Source organism: Rhodococcus sp. NPDC003322, assembly GCF_053589555.1.
In genome coordinates this window covers 1,083,898-1,101,933 of sequence record NZ_JBSFSC010000002.1, presented here as the reverse complement: position 1 = coordinate 1,101,933, position 18,036 = coordinate 1,083,898, and the positions used below count along the sequence as shown (strand labels likewise).

The window sequence follows — 18,036 nt, the reverse complement described above, 5'->3', positions numbered from 1 at the left end:
ATGACCGGTCGCGAGGCCGCGGCCCGCGCTAGTGTTCGTCCCCATGAGCGCCCCCGCCGCCGCACCGGATCCCCCGGTGTCGGTGCACGTCCTGGGGTCGGTGCGGGCCCGGGTCGGCGGAACGCCGGTCGATCTCGGCGGCCCGAGCCGGCGGGCGGTGCTGGCGCGGCTGGCGGCGGCGCGCGGGGCGGTGGTGTCGACGGATCTGCTGATCGAGGACCTGTGGTCCGGCGGCCCGCCGCCGAAGGCGCTGGCCGCGCTGCAGGTGCACATCTCCTACCTGCGCCGCATCCTCGAGCCGGGCCGGCGGGCCCGGACCCCGGCGCGGGTGCTGGTCAGCGACCCGCCCGGATATGCGCTGACGCTGCCCGGAACCGCCGTGGACGTCTGGCACTTCGAGGCGCTGGTGCGGCGTGGGCTCGACGCCGCCGATCCGGCGCGCCGAGCGGACCTGTTCGAGCGGGCGCTGGACGTGTGGACCGGTCCCCCGTTCCAGGAACTGGCCGATGTCGACTGGGCACTGCCCGAGATCGCCCGACTGCAGGAATTGCGCCGCACCGCCGTGGAGGAACACGCGAGAAGCGCACTGGAACTGGGCAACCCGGAGTCGGTGGCGGCCCGGCTGGACCGGCACGTCGCCGACAATCCCGGGCGGGAGGCGGCGGTCGCGCTGCTGGCGACGGCGCAGTACCGGGCCGGGCGCCCCGCCGACGCCCTGACCACCCTGCGCACCGCGCGCGAGTACCTCGCCGACGAACTCGGCGTCGACCCCGGACCGCGGCTGCGCGACCTCGAGCGCGACATCCTCACCCACGCCCCCGCCCTCGCACCGGCTCCGACGCCGGTGGCCGCCCCGCCGGCGCCCGCGAACGGGCGTCCGGACGAGCTGGCCGCGCTGCTCGCCGAGGCCGAGCGCGCCGCCGCCACCGGTCTGCGGCTGGTGTGGATCGGCGGCGAAGCGGGTGCCGGCAAAACCACCCTGATCACGCACCTCGTCACCGCCCTGACCGCGCGTGGCTGGTGTGCCGCGTGGGGGCACTGCCCGGAGGTCGACGGCGCACCGCCCGGATGGCCGTGGGGTGAGGCGCTGCGCGATCTGCGCGAGCGGTACCCGATGGATCCCACGACCGCGCAGCAGCTGTCGAACCTGCTCGGGGAGAACGGTTTCCGCGCCTCGGGCGCGAGCCCGTTCTGGCTGTCGCAGGCGCTGCCCCCGTACCTGTCGTCGGTGGCGCAGCGGGCCCCGCTCGTGCTCGCCCTCGACGACGTCCACCGCGCCGACGAGCTGACCCTGCAGCTGCTGCGGCACGTCGCGGCCCGGGCATCGGGTTCACCGCTCCTGGTGCTCGCGACCTTCCGCGAGGAATCGCCCGAGCTGTCCGCGGCCCGGGCGGCGACGGCGGGAGCGCCGGGCGTCCGGATCGAGTTGGGTGCGTTGTCCGAAGCGGGCGTCGAGGCGGTCGCCCGGGACGCCGGGCTCGACGCGCTGTCCGGCGCCGACCTCACCCGGCTCACCGACCGCACCGGCGGAAACCCGTTGTTCGTCAAGGAGTTCGCCCGGCTGATCGCAGCCGACGGCACCGGCTCCGCGGAGCTGACGGTGCCCGAGGGTGTTCGCGACGTGCTCCGCCGGCGCATCGGGCGACTGCCCGAGCCGAGCGTGGCGGCACTGCGTCGCGCAGCGGTGCTCGGACGTGAACTCGACCTGGACATCCTGCTGGCCGTCGGCGACCAGAGCGAGGAGGCGCTGCTCGACGCGCTCGAGCCTGCGCTCGCGGCGAACCTGCTCGCCGAATCCGGGCCCGATCGGCTCCGGTTCCCGCACATGCTCATTCGCGACACCCTGTATGCGGACCTGCCCGGGATCCGGCGGTCACGCCTGCACGCCGCCGCGCTCACCGCACTCTCCGCGCGGACACCCGACGACCTCGCGACACTGGCCCGGCACGCGATCGCGTCGGCGACACCGGCGACCGCGGCGGCGGCCGCCCGGCACGTCGCTCGCGCGGCCGGGCAGGCGGACGCGCTGTCGTCGTACCGGGAGTCGGCCCAGCTGTGGGGCGCGGCCCTGCACCTGTGCGAATTGTCCTCCACGCCGGACGAAGCCCGTTTGCTCGACGTGCTCGTCCCCTATGTCGGCGCGCTCGCCCGCACCGGCGACGTCGTCTCCGCGCGCCGGTACCGCCAGGCCGCGATCGACGCGGCGACCCGCCAGGGTGACGAAGCGGCTCTGATCCGGGCGCTGACCGCCTGGACCGCGCCGGTGACCTGGTACATCCGCACCGGCCCGGACGTCGACGAGGCGGTCGTCGGCCCACTCGACGCGTTGCTGCGCTCCGCCGGCCTCTCCGACTCTGATCGGGCTCTGCTGTTGGTGGCCAAGGTCTTCGAGATCGAGGAGAACGACTTCGCCGCCGTGCTGGACGCGGCACACGAGGCGCTGCGGCTCGCGCGCACCGTCGGCGACCCGGCGGTGCTGCGCCGGGCGCTCAACGCGTACGGCTACATCGCGTACGGCCCGGACTTCGCGAGCGAGCGGCGGGCCGTCGCGGAGGAACTGCTCGCCGTCGCCGGCGCGTCCGGCGATCCGGGGTTCCAGGCCCAGGCCCACTTCCAGTTGTTCATGGCGGCCGCGGCCGACGGCGACCTCGACGAGGCGCGCGAGCAGGCCGCCGAGGCGGTCGAGTACGCCGCGGGCAACCAGCTGTCGCAGATGCTCGGGGCGCTCGACACCTTCCGCGGTCTCACGGACATCGTTGCCGGAGAACTCGATTCCGCTCTCGAACGCTACGACGCGGCGGCGCAGCAGCTGGCCGCGGCGGGCACCGGCAATGCCGACTGGTTGCGGGTGATCGGACGGGTCGGCGTCGGAGTCGCGGCCGGAAGCCTCGCCGGCGTCGCCGCCGACCTGGTGGTCGTCGAGGAACACTGGCCGCAGGCGCTGCGGCCCGCGGTGGTGCTCGCGCTGCTCGACGCCGGCGACGAGACCCGGGCCCGGGAGTTGTGGGCGGGCCTCGTCGACCCGCCGCGCGACTACTACTGGCTGGCCATGACGACATTCCGGGCCCGGGCCGCGGTCCGCCTCGGGGACCGGGCCACCGCCGAGCGGTGCCGAGACGACCTGACGCCGTTCGCCGGCCGGTTCGCCGGGCTCGACTCCGGGTCGATGTACGCGGGACCGGTGGACGCCGCCCTGGCGGAGCTCGCCGAGTATCTCGGGGACCCTGCCGGGGCGGCGCGTCATCGGGAGGCCGCGACCGCGCTCAGTGCGCAGACGCGACAGCGGTTGCGGGCCCGGCAGCGGTAGCCGATCGGGAGGGAGCCGAGGCGCGGAAGGCCCGCACCATCAGCACTCCGATCGCCGCGAACGCCAAGCCGCGGGGCAGTTCGATCATCAGGCCACTGAGCCCCTGCACGTACGGCACCGGGATCAGCAACACGAGGCCGCCGGCGATCATCAGCGCCGCGATCCACCGCGGGACCGCCCGCGAGCGCCACAGCGTGGCGCCGAGCAGCACCTCGCCGATCATCAGGCCCAGCCCGGAGACCGTCATCAACGCGGCGAACGGGGTGGTGTCGATGATCGAGTCGGTGCCGGACAGCACGCCGGCACCGTCCGAGTCGAGAGCCAGCGGAACCGCGATGAACGCCTCGACCGCGAGGTGCGCGATCCCGATCACGGTGGAGGACACGAAGTAGACGACGAACGCGACCAGGCCGGGCAGTCCGGCGCGGGCCGACACCCAGGAATACATGCCCGGCAGGCCGAGCAGCAGGAGCAGCGTGCCGACGAACAGCAGGTACTGCGGGTAAGGGACTGCATTGGCGGACAGCGCGGCGACCGAGTGGCCGCTGTCGTCGGCCACCGGGTGCAGGATGCCCCCGGTCAGGTTGAACGCGAGCGCGACCACGAGGGCGAACCCGCTGAGGCGGTAGAGCAGGGCAGGTGTGATGGTCATGGCCGTCACGATCCCGCCGCGCACTTGTCGGCGACTTGTCGTCGGCCGCCTTCGAGACCACCGATGTGGTCGGTGAGGGCCACTGGCTCGCACAGACCGCGCCGGCGCGGCACGTGAACGCGGTGCTCGAGTTGCCGCTCGGAGAGCGTCACCCCGAGGCCTGCGTTCAAGGCAGCCGCCTCCACACATGGTTTCCGGTGAGGCTATGCAGTGCCGCGCCTTCATCTTTCGCGGAATCCTCGGATTCGAGTAGGCCACTACTCGTTCGAACATGTTCGATGACCGACACACTCTTGAGAAGAGCGTCCTGATTCCGCAGTGCTCACGATCTAGGCAAGGAATTACCATGGCCGAGCTATTGGTCAACACGACCACCCATCAGCTTCAGCATCAGCCCTATGTCGCGGGATTCTCCACGTCAGGCATTCCGCGGTTCTTCGCCGTGTGGTCGGACAGCAGCGACGCAACCATCAAGGGCCGCATCTTCTCGCCAGACGGAGCTCCATCCGACGGTGAACTCGTGATCAACACATCGACGCCAGCCGGAGCGAATACGAACCGACAACTGCCTATCGTCTCTGGAACCTTCTCCGGGCCGGTCGTGGCTTGGATCGAGCAGGCATTCAACCCGCCGGGCCCGCCTCCCCATGTCAAGGCTCAGCGATTCAACAGCGAGGCCCAGAAGTTGGGCCCGGAAATTCAGGTCAGCACGTCAGATATCGACCCCGAACACCGCCCTGCGATCACCTCGATGATCGACGGTGGCTTCATTGTCGTGTGGGTCGACGCACGGCCCGATCAGCGGATACGAGCGCAACGATTCAACATCGACGGCACGAGAAGCGGTCCTGAGTTCACCGTCAACATCACCGAAGGATTTCACCAGAACCCGATCGTGACGCGCCTAGAAGGCGAAGACGCTAACGGAAACCAGGGAAACTATGTCATCGCCTGGCGCAGTGATCCTTCGCCGCCTGGGGGTGGAGCGCTGACGTTTCGCATATTCAACTTCGACGGAACACCTGTGACCGGTGAAACCCGACCCAACCTCTCCGGCTTCAATGGCGGCAAAAGCATGACGCTCCTCGATGATGGGCGCTTCGTCATCGCCCACGTGAGAACTCTGGGCACCAGCGACATAGGGGTTACGAAGAGTGCGGTGCACGCCAACGTGTTTGAACCCAACGGCGTCTCTGCGAACATACCGATCTTCGCCACCGTCGGCGGACAAGAGATCAATTGCTTGTCGCCTGCCCTTGCGCCACTGCAGGAGAGCCGCTTCCTATTGACATGGGTGCAGAAGCGAGCAGACACGTTCGACACCACGACAAGTGTCAGAGCGCGCGTGTTTTCCGCCCAGCAGGGGAATTCCGTTGGCGACGAAGTACAGGTCAACACCACAACGGCTGGCGACCGGTTCGGAGCAGTTGTCGCGAGAGCCGGAGGCTTCGGGGAACCCGAATCTGCGTTCATCACCTGGAGCGACAGCAGTAAGACGCCACCGGACACCTCCGACTTCTCAGTGCGCGCCCGAGCGGGTCGAATCGTCGGCGGACTGGAGGTTCTCTAGGCGTCGAAGAGGTCCTGTGCAATCGATAGGGGTATCCGTGAGTATGTTGGCGATTGGCAGTTGGCCCGCTTTGAAAGAGGCGTGGATATCACAGTGCGTGAGTACAACGCCGCGAGAGGCAACCACCGAGGCACGACCCGGTGAGGTTCAGCCGGCCAGGTTCGCGAACGGCCGTTGACGGTGCTCGGCCTTGAGTGGGCAATCATCTCGCGTTCGATCGCGCGGGCGTCATCGTCGGGGGTGGGCTTCCATCCGACGAGCAGGTCGGCGTGATCGGCGAGCTGCCAGATGTAGCGGCCGCCCCAGTGTTCGACGGGGTCGGCTGCGCCGTGGCAGCGATACCGGGCCCGCCCGCCCCGGTCGCCCGGCCCCGGTGACCCGGGTAGCGTGGCTGACGGGGCGCCCGGCTCGGCCGGGCTCGCCCATCCGACCGGCATCCGATCGACCGTACCCACGATCGAGGAGGTGGAATCGGATGATTCGCGGCCTTCGCCGGACCGCGCGGCTCAAGCTCCAGCGCGCGTTGGCCGAGGTGATCCATGACGCCAGTGTCCAGGCGCGGCAGGAGCAGGAGAACCGGCACGATCAGCTGCTGGCCGACCTGGCCGCCACCAGCGGCGAATTGAATCGGGTGCTCGCCGAACTGGAGGCGGCGCGCGGCCAGATCGCGACGGTCCGGGAGTACCTGGCGGAACTCGAGCACCGGGCCCGTCGTGACCTGCCCTACGCGCTCGACGTCCGCGCCTGCGCCGAGTCCGCCGCGTTCGTGGTCGAGCACATGCCCACCACCGCGGTGCGCCGGCACCCGCACGAGACCCTGCGCCTGGCGCTGTCCCGGGCGCGCGTCGACGGCCTGGCGCTCGAGTTCGGCGTCGCCGGGGGCACGAGTCTGCGGATCATCGCCGACGCGCTGCCCCGCGTCTACGGTTTCGACGTGTTCACCGGACTGCCGGAGACCTGGCGTACCGGCTTCCCGGCCGGCGAGTTCGCCCAGCCGGCGATCCCGAACGTGCCCGGCGCCCAGATCGTCCCCGGACTGTTCGCCGACACCCTGCCACCGTTCCTGGCCGAGCACCCCGGTCCAGTCGCGTTCGCCCACCTCGACGCCGACCTGTACTCGTCGACCAGCACGGTCCTGCACCTGATCGCCGACCGGCTGGTGCCGGGCACGGTGCTGGTGTTCGACGAGTTCTTCAACTACCCCGGCTGGCAGGCCCACGAGTACCGGGCGTGGACCGAACTCGTCGAGCGCACCGGACTGAAGTTCGAGTACCTGGTCTACACCGCCGACGACGAGCAGGTGGCAGTCCGGGTGTGCGAGTGACCTCGCCCGACACCCCCCAGCCCGCTACCTGCGCAGCAGCACGACCTGCGAGACGGTGAACGACCACCGCTCCTCGACGTGCAGGCCTGCACGGGCGAACTCGTCGAGCTCCGGGGTGTCCTCGAACCGGTACGGCGGCAGCGTCCACAGCTCGTTGGAGGTGTGCCGCTCCGTGCGCGGCTGGTCGCGCTCGCGGTCGGTGAAATACCAGAGCGTGTCGCAGGAGGTCAGCGGCTCGGCCAGATCGGTGATCGGCAGATCTTCGTCCCACAGCCAGCCCTGGCTCGCCGCGGTTCGGCCGAGACCGATGTCACGGACGCCGTCGAACGCGGCCGGGTTCGCGTTCTGCACCAACCGCTGCGTGGCGGGGTTCCAGCCGGGCTTCCCGAACAGCACGCAGTCCCCCGGCCGCAGGTGCACGGCGGCGAAGCGGTTGACCACGGAGAAGTCCATGCCGGTCGGCTTCGCAGTGGGTGCCCGCTGCGCCAGGTAGTTCGGCAGCGCCAGCGCCGCGAGCACCGCGACCCCGAGACCGGCGACCCACGCCCGCGCGGTCACCCGTGTCAGCGCCCAGCCGATCAGCAACGCCGCCGCCGGCACCGTGAACAGGAGGTAGCGCGGCGTGTACATCGGTTGCCCGACAAGCGAATACCCCACCAGGGCGATGGTGGGCAGGAGCAACCACGGCAACGCCACGACCGGCACGGTCACCGCGGACACCGGGGATCGCCGAGCGAGCAGCGCCGCCGCCACGAGGGCGGCGGCCGCCGCCGCGAAGGCGGGCGCCCCGACGAACCACTGGTACTCGGTGATCGCGCGCCACACCCGATGATCCACCGGCGGGATCCACGCCACCTGGCCGGACTGGCCGATGACCTCCAGCGCCACCGGCGAGGCAAGGAGCGCCCCGGCCGCCGACGCCGATGCCCAGCCGATCCAGGTGCGCCGCGGGGCGCGCCGGAACGCGAGAACGACGGCATGCACGGGCACCATCGCCGCGAGGTACACCAGCGTGACGACCGCGAGGGCGACACCGAAACCGTATGCGGCCCAGAGGATCAACCGTCGACCCGGCGCCGCGTCCGCGGCGGCGAGCAGGAGCACCGTCAGCCACACCGCGACCGCCGCGGACCCGGCGAAGGACCTCGCCTCGACGGCGGACCAGGTGACCGCGGGGAGCACGACGAACACCAGTCCGGCGAGCAGCCCGGTGCGGCGGTCGGCCAGCCGGCGACCGAGCACGACCACCCCGGCCGCCGCGACGCCCGCTGCCAGTGCGCTCGGCACCCGCGCGGACAGCGGCGAGACGCCGAACACCGCGAACCAGTGGTGCATCACCCAGTAGTAGAGCCCGTGCACCGCATCCTGATTGGCGAGCAGCGCCCACAACTCGGACGGGCTGCGGGTCGCCGAGTGGACGGTCGCGACCTCGTCGTACCAGAACGACGGCCGCCCCGCCCCGGCCACGCCGACGAGGAAGCCGAGCGCCCCCACCAGTGGGGCGTCGATCCGGGCGGGTGCGGCCTTCACGGGACTACTTGCCGTACAACCGTTCCCAGTTCTCGCGGCTGGTCAGCTCCGGAACCGCCTCGCGGTACCGGCGGGACACGTCGGCGCCCTCGTCCCGGAGCCGCTTGAGGGTCCGCACCGCCCGGCGCAGCAGCGCCACCGCGGTCTCCTTGTTCCGCTGCCGGATTCGCACACCCGACTGGGAGGCGTCGGTGACGACCACGTGATCGAACAGCGCGATGTGCCACCAGTGGGCGTCCTCGCGCGGAATGTTCACCAGCCCGTGCTGCGTACGGCCGAGCCACTGGTTCAGTGCCCGCTTGGCCAGCACCACCCGCATCATGCTCGGTTCGCCGCCGGCCCGGCGGGTCACCAGCTCCGCGTCCCGGACCGGTGCCGTCGCGGCGTCGTGCTTGACCGTCTCCGGGTAGGCGGCGCGCTCCGCCCGGATCGCGGCCATCGCCTCGATGCCGCCGTCCCGCAGGGTGTCCGGCCCCTCGAGGAAGTCCTCGATGCCCCGCAGCGTGGTGGCGGCGAGGCCGTACTGCATCGCGACGAGGAACTCGGCGATGTGCCGGAAGAACATGCGCGCGAGCATCTTCGTGTCGAGTTCGCTGTGCAGGGCGCCGACGACCAGCGAGTTACGGGTGCTGAAGTAGCGGGCCCAGTCGTCGAAGTCCTTCCAGTAGAAGTCCGCGTGCCACACCGCCGCGTTCGGCAGGGTGACGGTGACGAACCCGGCCTCGCGGGCCCGGACCCCGTACTCGACGTCGTCCCACTGGAAGAAGATCGGGATCGGCAGGCCGATCTTCGCGACCACCTCGGCCGGGATCAGGCACGTCCACCAGGCGTTGTAGCCGGCGTCGACGCGCCGTTCCTGGTTCTTCTTGAGCATGCTGGTGTTGCGGAGCGCCTTCGGCACCCGCTGCCCGTGCGCCAGGTGGGCCAGGTCCACGTCCTCGGCACCGACGTTGAGGTAGTCGGGGTTGAGCAGGAACAGCATCTGCGCGCCCACGAGGGTGGGTTCGACGGTGACGTTCGCGAACGCGTTCAGGCGCAGCACCGTCTCCGGTTCGCACAGGATGTCGTCGTCCATCAGGATCACGTCGGCGTGCTCGCTCGTCGCGGACACCTCGTACAGGCCGCGGGTGAACCCGCCGGCACCACCGAGGTTCGGCTGCTGGATGTAGTGCAGCTTGTCCCCGAACCGGGGCGCCACCTCGTTGAACAGGTCACGGTCACGAACCAGGTCGGTGCCCTGGTCGACGACGTAGACGGCGTCGATCGCGCCGAGCACCCGGTCGTCCGAGGCGAGCGCGGCGACCGTCTTCGAGCAGTCGTCGGCCCGGTTGAAGGTGCAGATCGCGATCGCGACCGGCCGCACGGTCTCCGGGGACTCGACCGTCCACTCGAGACGGTCGACGGTCAGCGGCCCGCCGAGCGCGTCGACCTCCACCCACAGCGCGCCGCCGTCGACGAACTTGTCGAGCGGTGCGGACAGCGTCACCGTCTGCTCCCCGCTGCGGGTCACGGTCTCGGTGACGCGGCGGTGCCCGGCGATGTCGGAGGCGACCAGGCGCACCCGGAACCGGCCCTCGGCGGCGACGTGCAGCGACACCTGCACCTCGGTGACGACGGTCCACCGCTGCCAGTAGCTGGCGGCGAAGCGGCCGAAGTAGGTGTTGGTGGACAGGGCCGCGCCCTTGCCGAGGCGGATCGCGAGGCGCTCCCGCTCGGCGGAGCCCTTCACCGTCGCGTAGAGGTCGTCGGAGATGTTCTCCGACGGCCCGAGGAACACACCCCGCTGGGCGAGCAGTCGCCCCGTCGCCGGGCGCGCGGTCAGCGCGGCGGTGTCGGCGGTGGCCTCGGCCCCCGGAGTGAGTGCCTCGCGTGCGGGCTGCGCCATGTGATCCCCAACTGTTCTCGACCGGGCCGCGGCGCGCCTGGCGCCGGGTGAAATCCGGGGGCCAGGATACCAACGCCCGCGGAGGCCGAGCAGGGTCAGACGGCGGCCGGCTCCGGGGCGCGCTTGAAAACGAACTTGTCGTACGCCCAGAAGCGGAACACGACGGCGACGATCTGCCCGATCAGCGTTCCGGAGACGTTGTCGGCGAGCGGGCTGTCGAGGTTCAGCACGTACCGGGAGAAGCCCAGGCAGGCCAGCTGCAGGCCGATCGCGACGACGTTGAACAGGGCGTACAGCACCCACTGCTGCGCCGCGTTCCCGGACGGCCGGTGTTTGAAGGTCCAGTACTTGTTGCCGAAGTAGGTGACGACCGTCGCCACGCCGATCGCGATCAGTTTCGCGGGCAGCGGCGCGTGGAACATCGGGCCCTCGCCACCGAAGAACACCAACGCGTTGTAGACCCCGGCGTCGACGAGAAAGCCCAGGACACCGACCACGAGGAACGCGCCACCCTTCCGGAGCATTCCGGTCAGTTCGGCGACGGTGGGGACGGTCAAGGGCACCTCGCGACCCTACATTGTGGAAATCCGGCGGGTCTGGGCCGATTCTGTGTTAGTGGCCGTGTCGGCTAGCCTGCCTTCGCAGCGTATTCCCAGGAACTGGAGGAAACGAAGCGGTGGACACCTCCGAGCTTCGGATCGTCGCGATCGTCCCGTGCCACAACGAGCAGGCCGCGGTCGCGAAGGTCGTCAGCGATCTACGCACCGCCGTTCCAGGGATGACGGTCTATGTCTACGACAACCTGAGCACCGACGAGACCGCCGCCGAGGCGCAGCGGGCGGGCGCGATCGTCCGCCGCGAGAACGTCAAGGGCAAGGGCAACGTGGTGCGGCGCGCGTTCGCCGACATCGAGGCCGACGTGTACGTCCTCATCGACGGCGACGACACCTACGACGCCTTCGCGACGCCGCGGATGATCGAGACGCTGATGTCCGGCCCCTACGACCACGTGCTCGGGGTCCGCCGCGAGATCGCGGACGCCGAGGGCGCCTACCGCCCGGGCCACGAAACCGGGAACAAGGTGCTCAACGGCATCGTCGGCCAGGTGTTCGGCAACAACGTCAAGGACATGCTCAGCGGTTTCCGGGTGTTCTCCCGCAGGTTCGTCAAGAGCTTCCCCGCCGTCTCCCGCGAGTTCGAGATCGAAACCGAACTGACCGTGCACTCGCTGCACCTGCGGGTGCCGCAGACCGAGGTGGAGGTCGACTTCCGGGACCGTCCCGCGGGCAGCGAGTCGAAACTTCGGACCTACCGGGACGGCACCAAGATCCTGGCCCTGATCATCGGCCTGGCCCGGCACGAACGGCCGGTCGCGTTCTACGGCCTGTTCGGCACGCTGAGCCTGCTGGTGTCGCTGATCCTGGCGATCCCGATCGTGGTCGAGTTCTACGACACCGGCCTCGTGCCCCGCTTCCCGACGCTGTTCCTCGCGTTCACCCTCGTGATCGTCGGCTGCCTGGCCTGGACCGCGGGCCTGATCCTCGACGGCATCCGCCGCTCCCGCCACGAGGCCGCCCGGTTGACGTACCTGCGCTACCCGGCACTCGGCGAGCACTCGCGGGACTGCGCGGAATGAGCGACCGCCCGGCCACCGCCGACGAGACGACCGAACCGACGGTGACCGATGCGCTCCCCGTCGGCCTCCCTGCCACCGCAGCCGACACCGTCACCGTCACCGAACCCGACGCGGCAACCGAGCCCGAACCCGCAGGCGGAGCAGCCGTCACCGCGACCGATCCCGGCACCGCGGCGCCGGCCCGCCGGGTCCGCCGCTTCGGCGTCGCGTCGATCCTGTTCGTGGTGCTCGGAGCGATCTTCGGAACCGCGTTCGCCGTCCTCACACCGCCCTTCTGGGGACACGACGAGCTCACCCAGTTCGGTCGCGCCTACCAGGTCGCGCAGGGCGGGTTCCTGCCGCAGGAGATCCACGACGACCGCGCGGTCGCGTACGGCGGGCAGGTGCCGGCGAGCATCGACGCACTGATGGACTTCGCGTTGACCGATTACCGCGAGAACGACAAGGAACCGGCGCCGATGGTCGCCGACCCGAGCGGCTACGACCGGCTCGAGGGCGCCGCCGTCGACGGGCCCCCGGTGGACGTGTGGTTCACCAACACCGCGGCCTACTCGCCCGTCCCCTACGCGCCCGTCGCGGCCGGACTCCGGGTCGCGGAGGCACTCGACCTCGACGTCGGCGGCACCCTCCTCGCCGCCCGCCTCGCCGGACTCGCCGCCTACCTGGCGCTCGCCGGGTTCGCGCTGCACGTGCTGCGCGGATCGCGGATCGCGTGGCTGGCGTTCACCCTGGCGCTGCTGCCGATCGCGATGTTCCAGGCCGGCACCGTCACCGCCGACACCGTGACCAACGGGATGGCACTGCTGTTCTCGGCACTGTTCGTCAAGGCGGTGTTCCTGCGCGACCGGCTGTCGAAGCCGGAGTCGCTGGTCCTGCTCGCATCGGTGCTGGCGCTGCCGCTGTGCAAGCCGACGTACTTCCTGCTGGCGATGCTCGTCGTCTTCGTCCCGCGGGACCGGCTGGCGGGGTTGCCCGCGGTCCGCTGGGTGCCGCAGCTGACCGCACTGGTGGGGCTGGGGCTGTTCGGGCTGTGGACGAAGATCTCCTCGGGCACCACCGAGGGCATGGGCCTGATGCGGCCGCAGAACCAGTGGTACTCGGTGATTCCGGCGGATCAGATGCAGGGCATCCTGTCCGATCCGCTCGGCTTTCTCGACACCTTCTACCGCACGCTGGTGTACCGCGACCAGCTGTACTTCGTGCAGTTCTTCGGCGAACTCGGTTTCGGGTACGTGGACGTGCCCGCGACCGCCATCGTGCTGGCGTTGACGGCGATTATCCTGGCTTTCGGGATCGCCGAGCGGCTCGACCCGCGCCGCTGGAGCACCACGGCCACCACCCTCGTGGTGCTGCTCAGCGTCGGGATGATCTTCGGCACCCTGTACCTGTCGTTCTCACCGGTCGGCTTCTACATCATCGACGGCGTGCAGGGCCGGTACTTCCTGCCGCTCGCGTTCGTCGGGTTCACCGTGCTGCTGCGCTGGATCCCGTTGCGCGTCACCGTTTCCGACGGTCGTGCCCCGGGGCGCGGGGTGCCGATCGCGATCGCCCTGCTCACCGTCGGCTCACTGGTCGCGACGCTGCTCAAGTACAACACCGTCGTCTGGGGGTAGACACTCCGCGCCCGTGCGCACTTTGGTTGCCAGGGCCACCAAAGTGCGCACGGGTGGCGCAGCGACTAGTTCCAGTTGATGCCCGTGGAGCCGATGGCAACCGATCCGAGTCCGGTGAGCCCGAAGCCCTCGACCAGGGAGCCGGTGTTGCCGACGCCGGTATTCGACGAGCCGGTGTTGACCGAGCCGACGTTGGTCGAACCCGTGTTGGCCGAGCCGAGGTTCAGGTTTCCGGTGTTGGCGGACCCGCTGTTGCCGGTACCGGTGTTCGCCGACCCCACGTTTCCGGACCCGGTGTTCGCCGACCCGACGTTGCCCGACCCGGTGTTCGAGGAACCGACATTGCCGGAGCCCGTGTTCTGCGAGCCCACGTTGTTGGATCCGGTGTTCTCCGGGCCGACGTTGAAGGAACCGGTGTTGTTCTCGCCGAGATTGTTCGAGCCGATCGCGCTGGCGCTCGTGGCCGAGCCCCCGCCCATCGAGCCCCCGCCGACGGAGCCACCGCCGAGACCGAGGCTGCCCGCGACGTCCCGGCACGGCAGCACGGTGCCCGGAAGCGCGACCTGCACCAGCACCGCGACGTCGGAGAGCCCGAGCGGCGCGCACGCGTGGACGGCGGCCGCGGGGCTCAGCGACCCGGGGTCGACGGAGCCGTCGGCGTGAGCGAGCCCGGTACCGGTGAGTGCCAGTGCGGAAAGCGATGCGCCGACGACGAATGCGCGCCGGGTGCCGGTGGTCGTGCGAGTGACAGCCTTCATGGAGCGCTCCTTGCTCGAGCCAACTCTCAGTGAATCCGGTCATGTGGACGAAATCTCGTCTCGCGGTCGACCACGGTACCGCCGCGGGTGCGCTTGCGCGCGGCGAATCGCCGCGCGGCGCCGACCCGCGGCCTGGGGTCAACGCAAGACAGCGCGCGGCAAATCGATCGTCACTGTTCGGTGTCCGCGTAGAACGCCTCGGTCGCCGCCTTCTGCGGCCGCCACCACGACTCGTTCTCCCGATACCACTCGACCGTCGCCTCCAACCCCGCCCGGAAGTCCCGGTACCGCGGCGCCCAGCCGAGTTCGGTGCGAAGCAGCGTCGAGTCGATCGCGTACCGCAGGTCGTGACCGGGCCGGTCGGGGACGACGTCGAAATCGCCGGGGTCGCGCCCGAACAATTCCAGGAGCAGCGCGACGACGGTCCGGTTGTCCACCTCGCCGTCCGCCCCGATCAGGTACGTCTGCCCGGTCCGGCCGCGGTCGAGCACGTCCCACACCGCCCGGTTGTGGTCGTCGACGTGGATCCAGTCCCGCACGTTCCGGCCCCGGCCGTACAGCTTGGGGCGGCCGCCGTCGATCAGGTTGGTGATCTGCCGCGGAATGAACTTCTCCACGTGCTGGTACGGGCCGTAGTTGTTGGAGCAGTTCGAGATCGTCGCGCGGATCCCGAACGAGCGCACCCACGCCCGCACCAGCAGGTCGCTCGACGCCTTCGTCGACGAGTACGGGCTGGACGGGTTGTAGGGAGTGCTCTCGGAGAACCGGGCCGGGTCGTCGAGTTCGAGGTCGCCGTACACCTCGTCGGTCGAGATGTGGTGGTAGCGCACGTCGTGCCTGCGCACCGCCTCGAGCAGCGTGTAGGTGCCCATGATGTTGGTCTGCACGAACGGCAGCGGGTTCGCCAGCGAGTGGTCGTTGTGCGACTCGGCGGCGAAGTGCACCACCGCGTCGGACGCACCGACGAGCAGGTTCACGAGATCGGCGTCGGTGATGTTGCCGTGCACGAACGTGATTCGGTCGGCGACCGGTTCGAGGGAGGCTCGGTTGCCCGCGTAGGTGAGGGCGTCGAGGACGGTGACGTGGACGTCGGGCCATTCGGTGACGGTCTGGTGGACGAAGTTCGCACCGATGAATCCGGCACCGCCGGTGACGAGCAGCCTCATGGGGGTCAAGACTACCGACCGGGCGTGGGACACTGGCAGCCATGCGCGGAATCATTCTGGCCGGTGGGACGGGGTCCAGGCTGCACCCGATCACCCTCGGGGTGAGCAAACAACTGGTGCCCGTCTACGACAAGCCGATGATCTACTACCCGCTGTCCACACTGATGCTGGCCGGGATCCGCGACATCCTGGTGATCACCACCCCGGACGACGCACCGCAGTTCCACCGCCTGCTCGGCGACGGCTCGCAGTTCGGCGTCGCCATCAGCTACGCCGTGCAGCCCGAACCCAACGGTCTGGCGCAGGCGTTCGTGATCGGATCCGACCACGTCGGATCCGACACCGTCGCACTCGTCCTCGGCGACAACATCTTCTACGGCCCCCGCATCGGCACCCAACTGAGCCGATTCGAATCCCTCAGCGGCGGAGCCGTTTTCGCGTATCACGTGTCGGACCCGTCGGCATACGGCGTGATCGAGTTCGACGGCGACGGCCGCGCGGTGTCACTGGAGGAGAAGCCGAAGGTGCCGCGGTCCCAGTACGCGGTGCCGGGGCTGTACTTCTACGACAACGACGTCGTGTCCATCGCCCGGGACCTGCGTCCGTCCGACCGCGGCGAGTACGAGATCACCGACGTCAACCTCGCCTACCTCGAGGCCGGCCGACTGCAGGTCGAGGTGCTGCCCCGCGGCACGGCATGGCTCGACACCGGCACCTTCGACTCGCTGCTCGACGCGTCGAACTACGTCCGCACCATCGAGCAGCGGCAGGGCCTGAAGATCGGGGTGCCCGAGGAGGTCGCGTGGCGATGCGGGTTCATCGACGACGACGCGCTGCGCATCCGGGCCGAGCGCCTGGTCAAGTCCGGATACGGCAACTACCTGCTCGACCTGCTCGAGCGCGGCAAGGACGGGTGACGTGGAATTTCGTGAACTGAGCATCCCCGGCGCGTGGGAGATCACCCCCCGGCAGTTCGGCGACGACCGCGGCGTCTTCCTCGAATGGTTCAAGGACTCCGCCTTCCGGGACGCGGTCGGGCAGCCGCTGGAGCTGCGCCAGGCGAACTGCTCGGTGTCCGCGGCCGGGGTGCTGCGCGGCGTGCACTTCACCGACAACCCGCCCGGCCAGGCCAAGTACGTCACCTGCGTGCGCGGCGCGTTCCTCGACGTGATCGTCGACCTGCGCGTCGGCTCCCCCACCTTCGGGACCTGGGACTCGGTACTGATCGACGACGTCGACCGCCGCGCGGTCTACCTGTCCGAAGGCCTCGGGCACGCGATCCTCTCGCTCGAGGACGCCTCGACGGTGATGTACCTGTGCTCGATCGAGTACACCCCTGCCCTGGACCGCGACCTGAATCCCCTCGACCCGGACCTGGCCATCGACTGGCCCACCGTCGGCCGCGACGGCTGCCCGCTCGAATACCAGCTGTCCGACAAGGATGCCGCCGCACCGCCGCTGGCGCAGCTGCTCGAGGACGGGGTGCTGCCGACCTTCGCCCGGTGAGCGGCTCCGCTGTCGGCGAAACCGGGCATGCCGGCGGCCTCCACGGTGTTCCACGAGTCATGGCCGGTGACGACGAGGCGCTGGACGCCTACTCGGCGGTGGTGACCGAGGTGGCCCGACGGGTCCTGCCCAGCGTGGCCAGCCTGCGGGTGCGCCTGCCTCGCGGCACGGGTGCGGGCAGCGCGAGCGTGCTCACCGCCGACGGGTTCCTGCTGACCAGCGCACACGTCGTCGGCGGCGCGTCGGCCGTCGAGGCGGCGTTCGCCGACGGCACCGAGATCCGGGCGGATGTCGTCGGCCGTGACGTGCTCTCCGACCTCGCGGTGCTACGTGCCCGCGGACCGGTGCCGCCCCCGCTCGACCAGGGAGACGCGGCGCGGCTGCGCGTGGGCCAACTGGTCGTTGCGGTGGGCAATCCCCTCGGCCTGGCCGGCAGCGTGACCGCAGGCATCGTCTCCGGCCTGGGCCGCTCCCTGCCGACCAGCGAGGGACGCGTCGTCGACGAGGTGATCCAGACGGATGCGGCTCTGAATCCGGGCAACAGCGGGGGCGTGCTCGCCGACAGCGCGGGCCGGATGGTGGGGGTGAACACCGCGGTCGCCGGGATCGGCGTCGGCCTGGCGGTCCCGATCAACTCCACCACCCGCAGGATCATCGCGACGCTGATGTCCGCCGGGCGGGTACGCCGGGCGTGGCTCGGCCTCGCCGGAGCCCAGACCCAGCTGCCTGCGGCGCTGGCCGCCCGGACCGGTCGTCGGACCGGCCTGCGGATCGCGCAGGTCGTCGCGGGCAGTCCCGCCGATCGCGCCGGGCTGCGCACCGGGGACATCGTCGTCGCGGCCGGCGGCGCCGACGTCGCCACCGCGACCGCCCTGCAGTCGCTGATGATGGAGAACGCGATCGACCGCCCGGTGGAGATCACCGTCTGGCGGTCCGGGGCGCTCGTCGACGTGATCGCCGTGCCCCGCGAACTGAAGCCCGGCTCGTAGCGGTACGACGGACGTGACGATTCCGACCTTCCCGGAACTCGTGGAATATCCCGTCAACGGAGTAGGTTGGACCGTGCGACAGCGTCCGGGCATACCCCGG

At 70.2% G+C, this 18,036-nt stretch carries 14 protein-coding genes; 8 read left to right on the top strand and 6 right to left on the bottom strand.

Annotation, left to right across the window (positions count from 1 at the left end; genetic code table 11):
* The first annotated feature begins 43 nt into the window (after nucleotides 1–43).
* Nucleotides 44–3,307 carry a BTAD domain-containing putative transcriptional regulator gene (locus ACWDUM_RS11400; protein ID WP_450134052.1) on the top strand — a complete coding sequence of 1,088 codons (3,264 nt, stop codon included), beginning with the start codon at nucleotides 44–46 and terminating at the stop codon, nucleotides 3,305–3,307.
* Here the strand turns inward: ACWDUM_RS11400 and ACWDUM_RS11395 are convergent.
* Nucleotides 3,264–3,959 (bottom strand): hypothetical protein, encoded by a 696-nt coding sequence (locus ACWDUM_RS11395; protein WP_450134051.1) that lies wholly within the window; start codon nucleotides 3,957–3,959, stop codon nucleotides 3,264–3,266. The two genes, ACWDUM_RS11400 and ACWDUM_RS11395, sit on opposite strands and share 44 nt — an antisense overlap.
* Nucleotides 3,960–4,305: 346 nt before the next feature.
* Here ACWDUM_RS11395 and ACWDUM_RS11390 point away from each other — a divergent pair, with 346 nt between their 5' ends.
* Both ACWDUM_RS11390 and ACWDUM_RS11385 read left to right on the top strand, forming a co-directional pair.
* Nucleotides 4,306–5,529: a hypothetical protein gene (locus ACWDUM_RS11390; RefSeq protein WP_450134050.1), complete on the top strand. Its 1,224-nt coding sequence runs from the start codon at nucleotides 4,306–4,308 to the stop codon at nucleotides 5,527–5,529.
* Nucleotides 5,530–6,004: 475 nt separating this feature from the next.
* The gene (locus ACWDUM_RS11385) at nucleotides 6,005–6,853 is read left to right on the top strand and encodes a class I SAM-dependent methyltransferase (RefSeq protein ID WP_450134049.1); all 849 of its coding nucleotides are present in this window, start codon (nucleotides 6,005–6,007) and stop codon (nucleotides 6,851–6,853) included.
* 24 nt (nucleotides 6,854–6,877) lie between these two features.
* On the opposite strand, the gene ACWDUM_RS11380 is transcribed toward ACWDUM_RS11385, so the two are convergent.
* From ACWDUM_RS11380 to ACWDUM_RS11370, 3 genes are all read right to left on the bottom strand, one after another.
* Nucleotides 6,878–8,383 carry a glycosyltransferase family 39 protein gene (locus tag ACWDUM_RS11380; protein WP_450134048.1) on the bottom strand — a complete coding sequence of 502 codons (1,506 nt, stop codon included), beginning with the start codon at nucleotides 8,381–8,383 and terminating at the stop codon, nucleotides 6,878–6,880.
* A 4-nt stretch (nucleotides 8,384–8,387) separates the two neighbouring features.
* The gene (locus ACWDUM_RS11375) at nucleotides 8,388–10,268 is read right to left on the bottom strand and encodes a glycosyltransferase (RefSeq protein WP_450134047.1); all 1,881 of its coding nucleotides are present in this window, start codon (nucleotides 10,266–10,268) and stop codon (nucleotides 8,388–8,390) included.
* Nucleotides 10,269–10,363: 95 nt separating this feature from the next.
* The gene (locus tag ACWDUM_RS11370) at nucleotides 10,364–10,831 is read right to left on the bottom strand and encodes a GtrA family protein (protein ID WP_450115612.1); all 468 of its coding nucleotides are present in this window, start codon (nucleotides 10,829–10,831) and stop codon (nucleotides 10,364–10,366) included.
* Nucleotides 10,832–10,944: 113 nt separating this feature from the next.
* Between ACWDUM_RS11370 and ACWDUM_RS11365 the strand changes: the two genes are divergently transcribed.
* Together ACWDUM_RS11365 and ACWDUM_RS11360 are read left to right on the top strand one after the other, a co-directional pair.
* Nucleotides 10,945–11,904, top strand: a complete 960-nt coding sequence (locus ACWDUM_RS11365; RefSeq protein WP_450134046.1) for a glycosyltransferase — start codon at nucleotides 10,945–10,947, stop codon at nucleotides 11,902–11,904.
* Nucleotides 11,901–13,517: a DUF2142 domain-containing protein gene (locus ACWDUM_RS11360; RefSeq protein WP_450134045.1), complete on the top strand. Its 1,617-nt coding sequence runs from the start codon at nucleotides 11,901–11,903 to the stop codon at nucleotides 13,515–13,517. The genes ACWDUM_RS11365 and ACWDUM_RS11360 overlap by 4 nt, the downstream gene beginning before the upstream one ends.
* Before the next feature lie 65 nt (nucleotides 13,518–13,582).
* Here ACWDUM_RS11360 and ACWDUM_RS11355 read toward each other — a convergent pair whose 3' ends face one another.
* Nucleotides 13,583–14,275 carry a pentapeptide repeat-containing protein gene (locus ACWDUM_RS11355; protein ID WP_450115615.1) on the bottom strand — a complete coding sequence of 231 codons (693 nt, stop codon included), beginning with the start codon at nucleotides 14,273–14,275 and terminating at the stop codon, nucleotides 13,583–13,585.
* A gap of 170 nt (nucleotides 14,276–14,445) precedes the next feature.
* Entirely contained in the window at nucleotides 14,446–15,441 is a 996-nt protein-coding gene (gene rfbB, locus ACWDUM_RS11350; protein WP_450134044.1) for a dTDP-glucose 4,6-dehydratase, read from the bottom strand.
* Nucleotides 15,442–15,482: 41 nt separating this feature from the next.
* Here rfbB and rfbA point away from each other — a divergent pair, with 41 nt between their 5' ends.
* From rfbA to ACWDUM_RS11335, 3 genes are read left to right on the top strand one after another with little or no spacing between them, the layout of a single operon-like run.
* Nucleotides 15,483–16,358, top strand: a complete 876-nt coding sequence (gene rfbA, locus ACWDUM_RS11345) for a glucose-1-phosphate thymidylyltransferase RfbA (RefSeq protein WP_450115617.1) — start codon at nucleotides 15,483–15,485, stop codon at nucleotides 16,356–16,358.
* Nucleotide 16,359: 1 nt separating this feature from the next.
* The gene (locus ACWDUM_RS11340; protein WP_450134043.1) at nucleotides 16,360–16,947 is read left to right on the top strand and encodes a dTDP-4-dehydrorhamnose 3,5-epimerase family protein; all 588 of its coding nucleotides are present in this window, start codon (nucleotides 16,360–16,362) and stop codon (nucleotides 16,945–16,947) included.
* Between the two features lie 59 nt (nucleotides 16,948–17,006).
* Complete coding sequence (locus tag ACWDUM_RS11335) at nucleotides 17,007–17,936, top strand: S1C family serine protease (protein WP_450134042.1); 930 nt, start codon at nucleotides 17,007–17,009, stop codon at nucleotides 17,934–17,936.
* Nucleotides 17,937–18,036: the final 100 nt, after the last annotated feature.